Origin of the sequence: Embleya sp. NPDC005971 (assembly GCF_040629175.1) — a bacterium.
GTDB lineage: Bacteria > Actinomycetota > Actinomycetes > Streptomycetales > Streptomycetaceae > Embleya.
In genome coordinates, this window is the sequence record NZ_JBEXUX010000011.1 from 113,832 (window position 1) to 128,014 (window position 14,183).

At 70.7% G+C, this 14,183-nt stretch carries 12 protein-coding genes and 1 pseudogene; 8 read left to right on the forward strand and 5 right to left on the reverse strand.

The annotated features are described in order from the left end of the window. Positions 1 to 6: 6 nt before the first annotated feature. The 4 genes and pseudogenes from ABZ374_RS12830 to ABZ374_RS12845 all read left to right on the forward strand — a co-directional run bounded on the left by ABZ374_RS12830 (position 7) and on the right by ABZ374_RS12845 (position 2,642). Positions 7 to 1,272 (forward strand): phosphotransferase family protein, encoded by a 1,266-nt coding sequence (locus ABZ374_RS12830; protein ID WP_360310055.1) that lies wholly within the window; start codon positions 7 to 9, stop codon positions 1,270 to 1,272. 76 nt (positions 1,273 to 1,348) lie between these two features. After that, positions 1,349 to 1,792 carry a nuclear transport factor 2 family protein gene (locus tag ABZ374_RS12835; protein WP_360310057.1) on the forward strand — a complete coding sequence of 148 codons (444 nt, stop codon included), beginning with the start codon at positions 1,349 to 1,351 and terminating at the stop codon, positions 1,790 to 1,792. Continuing rightward, positions 1,789 to 2,031 (forward strand): annotated as a pseudogene (locus ABZ374_RS12840) (SDR family NAD(P)-dependent oxidoreductase); the annotation flags it as partial. The gene ABZ374_RS12835 and the pseudogene ABZ374_RS12840, both read left to right, overlap by 4 nt. A gap of 71 nt (positions 2,032 to 2,102) precedes the next feature. After that, positions 2,103 to 2,642: an SDR family oxidoreductase gene (locus ABZ374_RS12845; protein WP_360310170.1), complete on the forward strand. Its 540-nt coding sequence runs from the start codon at positions 2,103 to 2,105 to the stop codon at positions 2,640 to 2,642. Positions 2,643 to 2,649: 7 nt separating this feature from the next. Here the strand turns inward: ABZ374_RS12845 and ABZ374_RS12850 are convergent, their stop codons facing one another. Beyond that, the gene (locus ABZ374_RS12850; protein WP_360310059.1) at positions 2,650 to 3,153 is read right to left on the reverse strand and encodes a MarR family transcriptional regulator; all 504 of its coding nucleotides are present in this window, start codon (positions 3,151 to 3,153) and stop codon (positions 2,650 to 2,652) included. A 356-nt stretch (positions 3,154 to 3,509) separates the two neighbouring features. Here ABZ374_RS12850 and ABZ374_RS12855 point away from each other — a divergent pair, with 356 nt between their 5' ends. Both ABZ374_RS12855 and ABZ374_RS12860 read left to right on the forward strand, forming a co-directional pair. Then, complete coding sequence (locus ABZ374_RS12855; RefSeq protein ID WP_360310174.1) at positions 3,510 to 3,641, forward strand: hypothetical protein; 132 nt, start codon at positions 3,510 to 3,512, stop codon at positions 3,639 to 3,641. Between the two features lie 264 nt (positions 3,642 to 3,905). After that, a complete protein-coding gene (locus tag ABZ374_RS12860; protein WP_360310061.1) occupies positions 3,906 to 4,646 on the forward strand; it encodes a TetR/AcrR family transcriptional regulator in 741 nt (246 codons plus the stop codon). Positions 4,647 to 4,723: 77 nt separating this feature from the next. On the opposite strand, the gene ABZ374_RS12865 is transcribed toward ABZ374_RS12860, so the two are convergent. After that, the gene (locus tag ABZ374_RS12865; RefSeq protein ID WP_360310063.1) at positions 4,724 to 6,823 is read right to left on the reverse strand and encodes a SpoIIE family protein phosphatase; all 2,100 of its coding nucleotides are present in this window, start codon (positions 6,821 to 6,823) and stop codon (positions 4,724 to 4,726) included. Positions 6,824 to 7,062: 239 nt separating this feature from the next. On the opposite strand from ABZ374_RS12865, the gene ABZ374_RS12870 reads away from it, so the two are divergent. Next, complete coding sequence (locus ABZ374_RS12870) at positions 7,063 to 7,731, forward strand: helix-turn-helix domain-containing protein (protein WP_360310065.1); 669 nt, start codon at positions 7,063 to 7,065, stop codon at positions 7,729 to 7,731. A gap of 204 nt (positions 7,732 to 7,935) precedes the next feature. After that, positions 7,936 to 8,505 carry a hypothetical protein gene (locus ABZ374_RS12875; RefSeq protein WP_360310067.1) on the forward strand — a complete coding sequence of 190 codons (570 nt, stop codon included), beginning with the start codon at positions 7,936 to 7,938 and terminating at the stop codon, positions 8,503 to 8,505. Positions 8,506 to 8,597: 92 nt separating this feature from the next. Here ABZ374_RS12875 and ABZ374_RS12880 read toward each other — a convergent pair whose 3' ends face one another. The 3 genes from ABZ374_RS12880 to ABZ374_RS12890 all read right to left on the reverse strand — a co-directional run bounded on the left by ABZ374_RS12880 (position 8,598) and on the right by ABZ374_RS12890 (position 13,751). Beyond that, on the reverse strand, positions 8,598 to 10,199 hold the full coding sequence (locus tag ABZ374_RS12880) for a fatty acyl-CoA synthetase (protein WP_360310069.1): 1,602 nt from the start codon (positions 10,197 to 10,199) through the stop codon (positions 8,598 to 8,600). A gap of 141 nt (positions 10,200 to 10,340) precedes the next feature. Further along, positions 10,341 to 12,281: an NAD(P)/FAD-dependent oxidoreductase gene (locus ABZ374_RS12885; RefSeq protein WP_360310071.1), complete on the reverse strand. Its 1,941-nt coding sequence runs from the start codon at positions 12,279 to 12,281 to the stop codon at positions 10,341 to 10,343. A gap of 417 nt (positions 12,282 to 12,698) precedes the next feature. Continuing rightward, a complete protein-coding gene (locus ABZ374_RS12890) occupies positions 12,699 to 13,751 on the reverse strand; it encodes a hypothetical protein (RefSeq protein ID WP_360310073.1) in 1,053 nt (350 codons plus the stop codon). Between the last annotated feature and the right edge of the window lie 432 nt (positions 13,752 to 14,183).

The following is a 14,183-nucleotide window of genomic DNA, read 5'->3' on the forward strand; positions in this document are numbered from 1 at the left end:
GACGCCGTGGAGGATTCGATTCGCACGTGGCTGGAAAAGCACATGGGCCGCGTCACGAGGCTGGAGCGCCAGGCCAGGTGGCGGCCCGTGTGGTTCGCCGACGTCGACAGCGGCGCCGAGTCGCGCGCCCTGTGCGTGCGTGGCGACCGTACCGACTACCCGGGCATCTTTCCGCTGGAGCACGAGATGCTCGTCCAGCGACTGCTCCACGACCGAGGCGTGCGCGTCGCCGCGGTGCACGGATGGATCGACCAACCCCGGGCGTACGTGATGGACCGGGTGCCGGGTCGGTCCGATTTCGCCGAGTGCACCCCGCAACAGCGCGACGCGGTGATGGACGACTACATCGACATCCTCGCGGACCTGCACGCGCTCGACGTGCGGCCGTTCGAGGCGGCCGGCGTGCGGCGCGACGGCATGGGTGCCTACGAGCGCTGGTACCGCTCGTCGAAGAAGCGGCCCGACCCCTTCCTGGAGTACTGCCTGGCCTGGCTGAGGCGTCATCCGCTGGACACCCGCGGCCGGGACTCGGTCATCGTCTGGGACTCCGGCCAGTTCCACCAGGACGGGCAGCGGGTCACGGCGGTACTCGACCTCGAACTGGCCCATCTCGGCGACCCGTTGATGGATCTCGCGGCCATGCGCATGCGCGACACCGTGATCGGCTACGGCGACTTCCGCCGACTGTACGCGAGGTACGAGGAGCGCTCGGGGACCGCGGTGGACCTGGAGGCGCTCCAGCACCACCACTTCGCGTTCACCCTGTCGAACCAACTCGCCTTCCACCACGCGCTCGCCGACCCGCCGCCCGGCTCGGACTACATGACCAACCTGCAGTGGTGCCACGAGACCAATCTGTTCGCGGTCGAGGCATTGGCGGACCACCTCGGAATCGCACTGGAGCCGGTCGCCCTGCCCGAGCCGCAGGTGTCGCCGGCCGCGGTGCCAGGCCGCCACCTGGTCGAGTCGCTGCGCTCCGGCGACTACGAACAGCGCCGCCTGTTCCGCCTGGCCCGACACATCCGGCGTGTCGACGAGATCGGACGCGAGTGCGACGAGGCGAACCTCGACGACCTCGCCGCCGTCCTTGGGCACCGCCCCGGGACCTGGCAGGAGGGGGACGCCGACCTGGAGGCGTTCGTTCTCGCCGACGACGGCAGGTCCGACCACGCCCTCGTCCGACTCTTCCACCGTCGCCTGTGGCGCGCCCACCAGACGCTCGGCCCCGCCGGCTCGGCAATGGCCACACACCACCCTCTCCAGTCGTGGTGACGCGGCCGCCCAAGCGGCACGATCCCGCTCGTTCCCTGCCCGTCCCCGCCCCCTTTCCTGGGAGGAATTCGCCATCGTGAACGACCGCGAGAAGCGCGCCCGCACCGTCGCCGACTTCTGGAAGGGCGTCGACACCCACGACTGGGACCTCGTGGCCTCCACGCTCGCCGACGACTTCGTGCGCGTGGGCATGCGCGACAACGAGGAGGACACCTGCCGCGGGAAGGACGCCTACACGGCGTTCGTGTCCGGGGTGATCGGCCGCACGCAGACGCACGAACTGCGCTCCCGTTTCACGTTCCTGAGCGAGGACGGCCGCCACGCGTTCAACGAGGCCGTCGAGATCATCACCTACGCGCCGGGCGAGGAACCCCTGGCGATGCGCTTCGCGAACCACCTCGAACTCGACGACGACGGCCTGATCAGCAGGCTCGACATCTTCTGGAAGACCCCGCCGGTCATGCCGCCGGACTGGATCACCGTCGACTCCGTCATCGGCGAGCGCAAGGCCGACGCGTGAGCGCCGCCGCGGCGGGGACCCCGCAGGAGAACGCACCTCCTCTGGGGCCGTCGTCGGCCGGGCTCGACGGGCGCGTCGCCGTCGTCACCGGAGCCGCCCGCGGCATCGGTGCCGCGACCGCGGTCGCGCTCGCGCGGTTCGGGGCGGACGTGGCGATCTGCGACCGTGACGTCGCGGGAATGGAGCGGACCGCCGACGAGGTGCGGGCGGCCGGACGGCGGGTGCCGGTTCGTGAACCGGACGTGCGGGACGGCGCCGGCGTCGAACACTTCCTCACCGACAGCCGGGACGCGCTCGGCCCCCGGACACCCTGGTCAACAACGCCGGCGGCGGGTTCCGGGCGCCGTTCCAGGACGTCACGGCCAAGGGCCGGGGGGCGCTGGTCGACGAGAACTTCACCTCCGTCACGCACGTCGTGCGCCACGGCGTGCCGCTGATGAACGACGGCGGCTCCATCGTCAACGTCACCACCGTGGAGGCGTTCCGGGCCGCCCCCGGCTTCGCCGTCCACGCGGCGATGAAGGCGGCGGTGGAACAGCTCACCCGATCCCTGGCCCTGGAACTGTCGCAGCGCCGAATCCGGGTGAACTGCCTTGCCCCGGACGCGATTCCCACGCCCGGTGACGCCGGCCTCGGCGCGACCGTGCCGCACGACGGCGGCGAGGACTACGAGGCGTACGCGGCGAAGGTCCCGCTCGGATTCGGGACGACCGACGACTGCGCGGCGGCGATCGTCTTCCTCGCGAGCGACATGTCCCGGTTCATCACCGGGACGACGCTGCACGTCGACGGCGGGTCGCCGGCCGCGTCCGGCTGGACGCGCCGTGCGAACGGAACGTTCATGTTCTGACGCCGGATCAACCGTCCGCCATGGCGGACAGCGCCTGGGCCAGCCGTTCCAGCAACAGCGGGAGCACATCTCGGTCGGCGGGGCTCCAGGGCGCGGCCGCCTCGCCCAACAGCCGTGCCCACGCTTGCCAGATGTCGCGCAGCGTGGACGCTCCCGAGGCGGTGAGTTCCAAGGTGGCCGCGCGTGCGTCCCGAGGGTCGGGTGTGCGTTCGACCAGGCCGGCGGCGACCAGGTCGGTCACCTGTCGGCTGAGCGTCGTGCGACCCATTCCCATCTGGTCCGCCAGGTCGCTGAGACGGATCGGCTGGAAGTCCCCGATCCGGGTCAGCGCCAGCACCAGGTGGGTGGGCACGTCGACCCGTGCCTCCCGGCCGACCCGTTCCAGCAGACGTTCGTCCCGGGCCGCCCGCACCAGGTCACGCAGCGGCGGAACGAGCGCGGCCAGCCAGGTCGCCTCGCCGATGTCCGGCGGCGTCTCGGGCCCCGGAGCGGTGTTCCCGTCGTCGATCATCCGTGCCCTGTCCCGTGCGGTCTCCTACGGCCGCGACCATCGTAGCGATGTGGTTGCGCCATGAACGCAACTTGATCGGCGGAGCGCCCGTGCCGCCGCACGCGACCACCGGAGCCCGCCCGACCCGTTCTCCGGAGGACCGCATGACACACCGGCAACCGAGGATCGGCGAAGCCGACGGCACCGACACCCCACCGGGCGCGGCCCGCGCGCCGTCCGCGACGCCGGGACACTGTGGGAGTTGGTGGAACGTCGCGCGGCGGCGTCGCCGGACACCCCGATGCTGCTGGATGCCGACGACCGCAGGTTCACGTTCCGCGAGATCCGCGACCGGGCCGAGCGGGTCGCCGCCGGCTATGGTGCAGAAGATCCCCGAGCAACTCGAGATCGTCGACGCGTTGCCGCGCAACGACACCCTGCGCATGGTCCTCAAGTACCGACTGCGCGACGAGTACGCCGCGAAGCCCTGGACCCCGCACCACCCCTGACGACGAGGACATCGGCGGCAACTGCGGCTTCTCCCTCGCCCCGCTCAAGGCCCGGGACGCCGACTACACGCGCCGGATGACGGCCAAGGTCGAGGGCATGGCCCTGCCGGCACTGGAGAACGGCATCGACTGGAGCTGGGAGACCGCCGTAGGCTGATTGGTGGTGGCCAGTGCGTGCGGGCGCGTCCGACGCACGGATCCGGGCCGCGCGCAGTCTGCGGATCGCCTGTTCGGCCCCGGTGAAAGCGCGGTGAAAGGACATCGATGACTCAGCCGTCGAAGGCCGCGTCCTCGCGCGGTCGTGGCCGTCCGCCGCGACTGTCCCGCGAGAAGATCGTCGATGCCGCCGTGGCACTGGTGTACGAGGATCCGGGCATGCCGCTGACGGTCAAGCGGGTCGCGGAAGCCGCCGACTCGGCGCCGATGGCGCTGTACCGGTACTTCCCCGACCGGGACGACCTCCTCCACGCGGTGGCCGACCGGGTGGCGTCCGACATGCGGTTCGACAAGCCGACGGGCGCGACCTGGCAGGAGCGGTTGCGCGGCTGGATGTTGCTGAGCATGGAACACCTGCGGCCCTATCCACAGTTGCTGCCGTACATCGCCTCCACCCGCCAACCGAGCTGGCTGCCGTCCTTCGCACTGCTGACCGAGATGCTGCGGCCGTTGCGACTGGGCGACGAGGATCTGGCCATGGCCATCGCTCTCATCGGCACGACCATCATGGGCCAGGCGACCCTGGCCGCCTCGCGCGTCCCCGCGGCCGAGATGTCCGCCGTCCTGCGGGAGGCGCTCGGCGAGGCGGATGCGGTGGAGCAGGCCGAGGTGGGTCCGGTGGTCGACGCGCTGCCCGGTGCCTTCGATCGCCTCTACGACGTTGTCATCGACATCACCATCGCGGCGGTCGAGTCCCTCGCCGAAGACACCTCCGGGACGAGCCCCACGCCGAAGCGCGTCCGTGCGGCGCCGACGAACCCGATATTCAGCAGTGCTTCGTCGGCGTAGCCCATCGGGCGGTTCGTCGTGGGTTCGCGGCATCGAATGCGCCGGCGCTCGGCGGGTCCAGGGTGGGAGCGTCGTGCTCAGCCCGCGAGTCCCGGGGTCTGGGGGAGGGCCTGCTCGGCCCAGATCGTCTTGCCGGATTGCCGGTATCGGCTGCCCCAGCGCTGGGTGAGTTGGGCGACCAGGAACAACCCGCGGCCACCTTCGTCGGTGTTGCGGGCCCGGCGGAGGCGGGGTTGGGTGTTGCTGCCGTCGGAGACTTCGCAGACGAGGACGTTGCCGCGGATCAGCCGCAGGGAGACGGGGCCGTCGCCGCCGTAGCGCAGGGCGTTGGTGACCAGTTCGCTGACGACCAGTTCGGTGGTGAAGGCGAGTTCGTCCAGTCCCCACGTGGCGAGTTGTCGCACCGCCAGGTCGCGGGCCTGCCCGACACAGGCGAGGTCGTCGGGCAACTCCCATACGGTGCTGTCCCGGTCGGTCAGCGGGCTCACGCGGGCCAGCAGCAGGGTGGCGTCGTCCTCGCGGGGCTCGTGGGCCGGTGCGTCGAGCAGGTCGCGGGCGACCTGGTCCAAGTCCCGGTGCACGGCGTCGACTTGCTCGATCCGGTCGAGCAGCCTGCGCATGCCGCCGTCGAGGTCGTGGTCGGGGCCGGTGACCAGGCCGTCGCTGTACAGCACCAGGACGCTTCCCGGCTCCAGGGCGATGTCGGTGAGCTCGAACGGCATGCCGCCGACGCCGAGCGGCGGCCCGGGCTCCAGTTCGACGTACCGCGCGTGTCCGTCGGGGCCGACGACAACGGGTGGCAGGTGCCCGGCGGAGGCCATCCGGCAATGGCCGGAGACCGGATCGTACTCCGCGTACAGGCAGGTCGCCCCCGCGATCGCCGCCGAGCCTCCCGGGTCGCCGGGGAGCCGCAGGATCAGGTCGTCGACATGGGTCAGCAGCTCGTCCGGCGGCAGATCCAAATCGGCGAGGGCCTGTACGGCGGTGCGCAGGCGTCCCATCGTGCCGCTCGCCGCGAGGCCGTGGCCCACCACGTCGCCGACGACGAGGGCCAGCCGTAGGGAGGACAGCGGGATCGCGTCGTACCAGTCGCCGCCGACGCCCGCCGCGGACGCGGTCGGCAGGTATGCGCCGAACGTCTCGGCGGCCGGCGCACCGGTGCTCGCCCCGGCCAGGAGGCTGTGTTGAAGGGCCAGCGCGACGCGGCGTTCACGGGTGTATCGGCGCGCGTTGTCCACGCTCAGGGCGGCGCGCGAGGCGACCTCCTCCAAAAGTCGGGCGTCGTCCTCGTCGAAGGCATCCGGGCGCTCGGTGCGCCACAACTGCACCGCGCCGAGCATGTGGCCGCGGGCGAACAGCGGTACCGCCAGGATGCTGTGACCGCCCGCAGGCAGGATTCGGCGGAGCAGGTCGGGATCCTGCCGCGATCCGACGACCAGCTGCGGGGTCAGCAACGTTGCCCCACGTTCGAGGGTCAGGGCCTCCGGCCTGCCCGGCGGGACCGGGGGTTCCTGGCCGACCTGCACAAGATCGGCCGGCCACTCGGCGCCGCCCCGTGCGACCGCAGCCCGGACCGCGGGCGTGTAGCCGGTCGCCGGATCCCGCACGGGCTCGTCGCCGTTCAGGACGGCCCGGGCCAGGTCCACGGCGGCCAGGTCCGCCCAGCGTGGCACGAGCAGGTCGACCAGTTGCTGCGCGGTCTCCGTGACGTCCAAGGACGCGCCGATGGTCGCTGCCGCTTCGTGCACGATGGCCGCTCGTGACTCGGCGCGCACCTGGTCGGTCACGTCGTAGAGAGTCATCAGAAGCCCGCGCGGAGGAGCGTCGCGCGGGGGGATGCGAATGATCGCGATCCGCAGATACCGCGTGCCGTCGCTCGGCGTATGGGCGGCGAGCGGTTGCCGGCCGACGACCGGGGCATCGGCCGTCAGCGCGTGCCGGAGCTGCGCCCCGGCATCGTCGACACCGAGGGCGGCCAGCAGGGTGTCCGCGTGGGTGCCGACCCGGACCGGAGCGTGGCGGAAGAGTGCCGCGCCGGCGTTCGCGGCGATCACCCGCAGATCGGCGTCCAGGACCACCAGCCCGATCGAGTCCTGGATGAACAAGGAGGCGGTCAGCTGCTCCGCCCACTCGGGGGGCAGCCCGAGCCCCGCGACGAGCCGGTGCTGTTCGTACATGCTCGGACCGCTTTCAGTACCCCGGAAACCGGCGGGTGCTCTCCAGTATCTCCCTCCGTGGCCCGAACGAGCAGGTGCAGCCGATCCGCCGCGCGGCGGATACGCGCTCGGGGCGGCGGGCCGAGGGGCTCGCAACGGCATGGCCCGGGGCCGCCCGCCCCGAGGCGGTCGCGGACGGCACGACCGGTGAGTGGACGGATCGATGTCGGACGTCTGCATCGGATCGGTACGCTGACGACATGCCCGCCCCCACGCGCCGTTCCGCCGATTCCGCAGGCCGCTCCTCGGCCCCGGACCTTCGTGCCCAGCAGAAGCGATATACCCGGCAACGACTGATCGAGGCCGCAGCCGGTCTGTTCGAGGCGAAGGGCTACGAGGCCACGACCGTCGACGACATCGTCGCCGAGGCGGGAGCCGCCCGGGCCACGTTCTACCTGCACTTCACCGGGAAGGGCGACATCGTCGCCGAGCTGGCCGACCGTATCTGGGCGGACACGGCCGCGATGTTCGCCGCGTTCGGCGAACTGCCCGACTGGTCGCACGCGAGCATCCGGGCGTGGTTGAGCGCGTACGTCACGCGGGGCGAGGAGAACCGGCAGGCGCTGCGGATCTTCGCCGAGCAATTGCCGCACGCATTGCGCAACCAACACCAGGATCACGTCAAGGAGTTCGTCGCCCTGCTCACCCGGCCGCCCGAGCGCTGGGCACATTTCTCCAAGCCGGAGGCCAAGCGGCGCGCCTACCTGCTGATCACGCAGTTGGAGACGTTCATGCCCTCGTGGATGGCGGGCCGCTGGAGTCGGGAACGCTCGGCCATCCTGGACACGCTGACCACCGTCTGGCGCAACACCCTGGAGGCCGACAACGATCCCCGCGCAGACGTCGATCGGGCGACCGCACGCGGGTGACCCACGCCGGTCGCCGGCCGACGTCCCGCCCCGGACTCCCGACGCCGCATGCCCGGCAAGTTATGTGTAGCCTGTACGCAAAACCAAAAGACGAAACAGGATCGGCATTTTACGACGTCATCATGGCTATGATGACCATCATGTGAACGGGGCTGCACCGGCTCTCGACCGAGCCAAGGCCCCCAGCGAACGAGGAGTTTCGGCATGCCCGCACCCGAGGACGATCCCGTATCGCGGCGAATCACCCACGTGGAACTGCTGCACCGTCCCGGCGAGCGCGCGCAGGCCCGGCGGCTGCTCGAACTGCTGGGGTGTCGTGTCCTGGACCGGGGAGGTCACTTCTTCAGCGCCTTCGTCGAACCCGGGGTGACCGACTACCGGAGCAACGTCCTGTACGCGTCCGAGGTGACCCCCCAGCAGTGGGCCTTCGAACAACAACTGGACGCCGAGGCCGCCGACGGGCCGCTCGCCCGAGCACGGTCGGCCTGGAGCACGCACATGCGGGCGCATCCCCAGTACACGTACCACTTCGGGTTGCGGCTGCCGTCCGAGCAGGCACTGGACGCGGCCTTGGCGCACATCGAGGCGGCCGGTCGCGAGGGCGGCGAACTCGCGGGCCGGGTCGAGGTGGTGGCGGTATTCCGCCCCGGTGATCCCGGCGCCGCGACCGACACGATGGTCCAGGCGTTCGTCCGCACCGACGTCGTGGCATGCGGCCTGGTCGGCCTCGGGCAACACATCGAACTGCAATGGCACCTGCCCTCGACCACCTGACCCCCGCGACCGCTTCGATCGTGGCCACCGCCACTCGAAGGCATCGACCGGGCGCGACCTCGCAGGCAAGGTCGCGCAGGTGATCGAAGGCGTCAACGCGTATGGCGGCCGGCGCCCGGAGGGGTCGGATCGGCGTATCGCTCCCGAAGGTCTCGCTTGAGGACCTTGCCGCTCGGGTTCTTGGGCAACGACCGGGTCGGCACGACGGTTTTCGGAACCTTGAACCCGGCCAGAGTCGACGCGCAGTGTTCGATCAGCCCCTCGCCGGTGACGGTGGCGCCGGGACGCAGGACGACGGCCGCGGTCACCGCCTCGACCCAGTACGGGTGCGGCACGCCGAAGACGGCGGCCTCGACCACGTCGGGATGCATGTGCAGGACTTCCTCGACCTCGCGGCTGGAGACGTTCTCGCCTCCGGTGTTGACCATGTCCTTCTTGCGGTCGACGACGTACAGGTAGCCGTCCTCGTCGAAGCGGCCCAGGTCGCCGCTGTGGAACCAGCCGCTGCGAAACGCCTGGGCGGTGCGCTCGGGGTCGTTCCAGTAGCCGTACATGGTGTGCGGGCCGCGGTGGACGATCTCGCCCACCCGACCGGCCGGCACGGGGTTGTCGTCCTCGTCGACGACGCGGGTCTCCACGTTGAGTCCGGGGCGCCCCGCGGAACCGGCTCTGCGTCGTTGGTCGGCTGGGCCCAGTACGGTCGCCACCGGGGACATCTCGGTCTGGCCGTAGAAGTTGTACAGCCCCAACTCCGGTAGCCGGCGCCCGAGTTCGGCCAGCACCTCGACCGGCATGGCGGCCGCCCCGTAGTAGCCCTTGCGCAGGGAGGACAGGTCGCGGCGGGCGAAGTCGGGGTGGCGCAGCAGGGATATCCATACCGTGGGCGGGGCGAAGAACTTGGTGGCGCGCTCGCGCTCGATCGTCTCCAGCACCCGGCCGGGCTCCGGTCCCGGCAGGACGATCGAGGTGGCACCGAGGTGGACGTTCGGCGTGAGGAAGCAGTGCAACTGCGCACAGTGGTAGAGCGGCAACGCGTGGATCTCGACGTCGTCGCGGGACATGCCGCCGTCCACGATCGCGCTCGTGTACTGCGCCGTCAGGTTGCGAGTGGTCATGACGGCACCCTTGGGCCGTGACTCGGTTCCCGAGGTGTACATGATCTGCACGGGATCGTCGTCGTCGATCCGCGCCTCGAACGCGTCGCCCCGTTCCTTGCCGAGGCTGTCCAGCCGGACCCAGCCGTGGTGGTCCGTGTCGCCGATCACCACCCGCAACGGTGCGATGGGCGTGGCGAGTTGCAGCGCCTCGCGCGCGGTGTTCAGCACGTCGTCGCCGGCGATCATGCCGACCGCCCCCGAGTGTTCGAGCACGTAGGCGACCTCTGCGGCGGTGAGCATGAAGTTCACCGGTACCGAGACGGCGCCCACGCGGGCGAGGGCGAAGTAGGCCACCACGAAGCCGTGGCTGTTGCGGGACAGGACGACCACCCGGTCGCCCTTGGTGATGCCTCGGCGGGCGAGTGCACCGGCCGTGCGGCGCACCTGGGCGTCGAGTTCGGCATACGTCTGGCGCAATGCCCCCGCGACCACAGCGGTCTTGTCCGGGTCGCGGGCGGCGCTGCGCGCGAGCAGATCGGCGATGCCGTGGCGGCGCGCCCGCGTCACGTCGGCGGGCAGAGGGCGCTCGATGGTCATGACAGTGCTCCGGTCGAGGATTCGGGTGGTTGCGGCGACCGCGTCGTCACCTCGCGGTTCGCCGCCGCGAGGTGACGGTGGGGGAGCGGACCGCGTTCGCCTCCGGGAAGGGGCGGGAGGGGCTCGCTCCGGTCGGCCCGGTCAGGTGAGGAGGTATTCGTTCTCCTGCGGCGCGCGGGTCATCCACCAGTAGTCGACCAGGCGCCAGGGGTTGGAGACGACCACGCGGCCGGAACTGTTGCGGTAGTAGCCGCGGACGGAGGAGTGGCTCCAGACGAGACCGTCCAGGGCCCGGTCGACGGTCTCGTTGTAGGCGTCGTGGGCCTGTTCGGTGGGTTCGATCGCGGTGGCGCCGCGGGCGTGCATGAGGCCCAGGCAACCGAGGATGTAGTTGACCTGCGCCTCGCTGATGATGTTGACGCCGGCGCCGTGGTTCGGGCCGGAGTTGGGGCCGCCGATGACGAAGAAGTTCGGGAACCCGGGCACGGTGACCCCGCGCAGGGCTCGGGGGTCCTCCTCGCCCCAGACGTCGCGCAGGGCGACGCGGTCGCGGCCGGTGATGTCGATGCCGTCGAGCATGGGCAGCAGGTGGTACCCGGTGGCCAGGACGACGACGTCGACCGCGACCACCTCGCCGTCGGCGGTGGCCAGGCCCTCGGCGGTGGCGTGGGTGATCGCCGAGGTCTCCAGGCGCACGTGGTCGCGACGCAGCATGCGGTACCAGTCGCAGTCGCGCAGGATCCGCTTGCCGAACGGGGGGTAGGCCGGGACGGCCTTGGCGAGGAGGTCGGGCCGGCCGTCGAGTTCCTCGCGGGCGTAGGCGAGGAGCCACTGGCGGGCGTCCTCGTTGGCCTGGGACACCGATTCGGTCATGGTCCAGTCGGGGTCCACGACCACGCGGGGGTAGTTGCCGTCGGCGGTGATCCAGTAGGTGAGGGTGCGGAACCACTCGGCGTAGAACGGCACGTGCCGCATGGCCCAGCGGGCGCCGTCGGGGACGACGAGACCGTCGGCGCGGCGCGGCATGATCCACGAGGGCTGACGTTGGAAGACGGTCAGTTCACCGACTCGGTCCACGACGGCGGGGCCGAGTTGCATGGCGCTGGCACCGGTGCCGATCAGGGCGACCCGCTTGCCGGTGAGGTCGACGTCGGGGTCCCAGGCGGCGGTGTGGATCACCGGACCGGCGAACTTCTCCAGGCCGGGGAAGCCGGGACGCATCGGGGCCTGGAAGAACCCGATGGCGCTGATGACGGCGTCGGCCTGCTCCGTGTGTTCGACGCCGTCCGGTCCGCGGCTGGTGACGGTCCAACGGCGGGTGCTCTCGTCATAGTGGGCGCCGGTGACCTCGGTGTCGAAGGTGGTGTTCTCGCGCAGGCGGTGGGCGTCGGCGCAGGTGCGCAGGTAGTCCCAGACCACCTGGCCGTTCGAGTAGTACTCCGGCCAGTCGGGGTTGATCTCGAAGGAGAAGGAGTAGAAGTGGCTGGGGGTGTCCACCCCGATCCCCGGATAGCGGTTGGCCAGCCACGTTCCGCCGACGTCCGCGTTGCGGTCGTAGACGTGGTAGCTGTAACCGGCCTCGGCGAGCTTGATGGCCGCGCACATGCCGCTGAGCCCCGCGCCGATGATCACCGCGTGAAAGCCGTCCGGCGGACTGGCGCGGACCGTGCCGGGGACGGCCTCGCGAGCGCTGAAACCGCCCTGCTCGCGCAGCAGCGGCAGGAACTCGACGTCGACCGGCTCGCCGACGCAGACGGAGGCCATGCGTTGGAACAGCTCGTCGGGCAGCGGCCGATCGGCCTCCGGCGGGGCGGGACGGGTCAGCGCCTCGGCGAGCAGGTCGCGGGCACGGCCGGCAAGGTCCGCCCGGTCGGCCGCTTCCGTCGTCGGCGCGACGGCCGGGGCGAGTTCCTCCAGGAGCGCCGCGTCGCGGGTGAGCTGGATCAACGCCATCAACACGATGCGCGGGTCGGCCTGTGCCAACTGCCGCCGGATCTCGGCCCGATCGGTCTGCGGCAGGGGCAGGGCCGCGGCGCGAGGGCGCGGATACGCGGCTTCGACGGAGCGCATGGGCGTGGGCATGAGGGGCCTCCGGGAACGTTCTGCCTCGATCGTGGTCGGCCGTGCCCGGGACACCTCCCGCCGGCTGACCAATGAGGATGGTCAATAGACACGCTGTCCAGCGAGAAAAGAATGCCCACCCGGGCGACAACTGTCCAGAGCCACCGCCGAACATCGGACCGTGCGAGGTCACGAATTTGTGTACTGACCTCTCGAAATCAACCCGGTCCACCCGGTGGAATCGCCGAAACGCCGCCGCATGGTGGTCGGACCCCGGCCGTCGCGCTTCGGCGTAACCGGTCCACGAAACACCCGCAGCGGATGCCGGTGCGGGTGGCTGCGGAGGTGGAACGGACAGGCGATCCCTCGAATCGGCACCGCGCGCCCGTTCGCCCCTTGCGGAAGGGGGCGGGACGGGCGCGCGTTCCGCGGGACGCGTCAGACCACGCCCGGTGTGGCCCAGTCGGTGGTGGGGGCGATCGCGTAGGTGGCGATGAGGGCGCGGATGAAGTCCTTGTCGTTCATGGGGTCCGAGGGTTCGGCGACCTCGACTCCCCGGGCCCGCAGGTCGGCGAGGAGGCGTTCGAAGACGAGGTCGTGGGTGAGGTCGTCGGTGTGGTCCATGTTCTTCTTCAGTTCGTCGTGGTCCGCGTAGACCTCGGCGTTCCAGTGCACGAGCAGGCGCATCTCCTCGGGCCGGTAGCGGCGGATCGCCTCGCCGTCGGTGGTGATCGCCCAGTCCTCGCGGGAGGCGTCCCAGCCCAGGAGCGAACGGTTCTTCAGGCCGGGTGTGTCGCGCTCCTCGGGGCGGCCCACCGGGTCGCCGCGGTGGAACATCGACTCGTTCTGCACGACCACGCCCTTGTTCCACAGGGGGTGGTCCAGGCGCTTGGGCTCGCCGTGCGGCCCGTCGGGCCAGTAGGTGAAGGTGCCGTTCTCGCCGAGGTACCACCACGTGATGACCTGGGCCATCTTCACCAGGTGGTCGGTGAACAGCCCGGAGCGGCCCATGACGTTCATCAGCCACGTGGGGGAGTTCTCGTAGCGGATGCCGCGGAAGGTGACCGCGTCCAGGTGCGAGGTGAGTCCGCTGTGGTGCGGGCCGCAGAAGTTGAACAGCATCATCGTGGGGCGGGCGTACTCGCCGCCCCAGTACGCCTTCGCCAGGTCCAGGAAACGGGAGTTGTAGAAGCAGTCCGCCAACTCCGGGTACAGCACCGTGGAGTTCTGGGCGAAGAACCCGCGGAAGTGGGCGCCGGCGACGTCGTCGAGCGTGAGGTCGAGGACCTGGTCGTTGTCCGGGCCGCTGGAGGTGGCGACCAGTTCCTCGATCGAGTCGAAGGTCTGGGCGATGATCGTCCGCCACGGGCCGTGCTGCTTGAGGACGTCGAGGATCCGGCGGTGCTGGTCGTCGGTGTACACACCCTCCACGACTCTGGGCGGGGCCACCGGGCGCAGGATGTCGTTGAGCTGTGTCAGTGTCCGGCTCATTGTGTGTTGTCCTTTCCGGGCGGCCGACGCTCGGTGGCCGCCTGCGAATACTTGATCCGTACACAAATTCCGCCCCGCGTCACGCCGACTCCTCGTCGGGTGCGGCGAATCGCCGGGCTCGGCGCACGGGGCCGGCCGCGGGGGATCGCTCCCGGATCGGGAGGATCGTCGACGCGGGCGGGACCTCGACCCGCGGTTCGGGTCGACGGGTTCGTTCGGTGATTCCGGGGCGGTCGAGACGCCGGGAGCAGCCCGTCGGGGGCGGTGGTTCCCGGCACAGTAGGACGACGGGAAGGCGAGGTCAACGGGCTCGACCGTGTGACCGAGGTCATCCGGGTGAAGCCGTCGGTGGCCAGGATATCAATTTTGCGTTGCTGATACGCGAAATCCTGCCATCCGTCGGCGCGACCCGCCACCCCGGATCGTTCGAGA

Coding starts and splice junctions, on each gene's coding strand:
- ABZ374_RS12865 (WP_360310063.1), bottom strand. CDS start 6,823: ATGTACGAACAGCACCGGCTCGTCGCGGGGCTCGGGCTGCCCCCCGAG.
- ABZ374_RS12885 (WP_360310071.1), bottom strand. CDS start 12,281: ATGCCCACGCCCATGCGCTCCGTCGAAGCCGCGTATCCGCGCCCTCGC.
- ABZ374_RS12880 (WP_360310069.1), bottom strand. CDS start 10,199: ATGACCATCGAGCGCCCTCTGCCCGCCGACGTGACGCGGGCGCGCCGC.
- ABZ374_RS12890 (WP_360310073.1), bottom strand. CDS start 13,751: ATGAGCCGGACACTGACACAGCTCAACGACATCCTGCGCCCGGTGGCC.
- ABZ374_RS12875 (WP_360310067.1), top strand. CDS start 7,936: ATGCCCGCACCCGAGGACGATCCCGTATCGCGGCGAATCACCCACGTG.
- ABZ374_RS12850 (WP_360310059.1), bottom strand. CDS start 3,153: ATGATCGACGACGGGAACACCGCTCCGGGGCCCGAGACGCCGCCGGAC.
- ABZ374_RS12855 (WP_360310174.1), top strand. CDS start 3,510: ATGGTGCAGAAGATCCCCGAGCAACTCGAGATCGTCGACGCGTTGCCG.
- ABZ374_RS12860 (WP_360310061.1), top strand. CDS start 3,906: ATGACTCAGCCGTCGAAGGCCGCGTCCTCGCGCGGTCGTGGCCGTCCG.
- ABZ374_RS12870 (WP_360310065.1), top strand. CDS start 7,063: ATGCCCGCCCCCACGCGCCGTTCCGCCGATTCCGCAGGCCGCTCCTCG.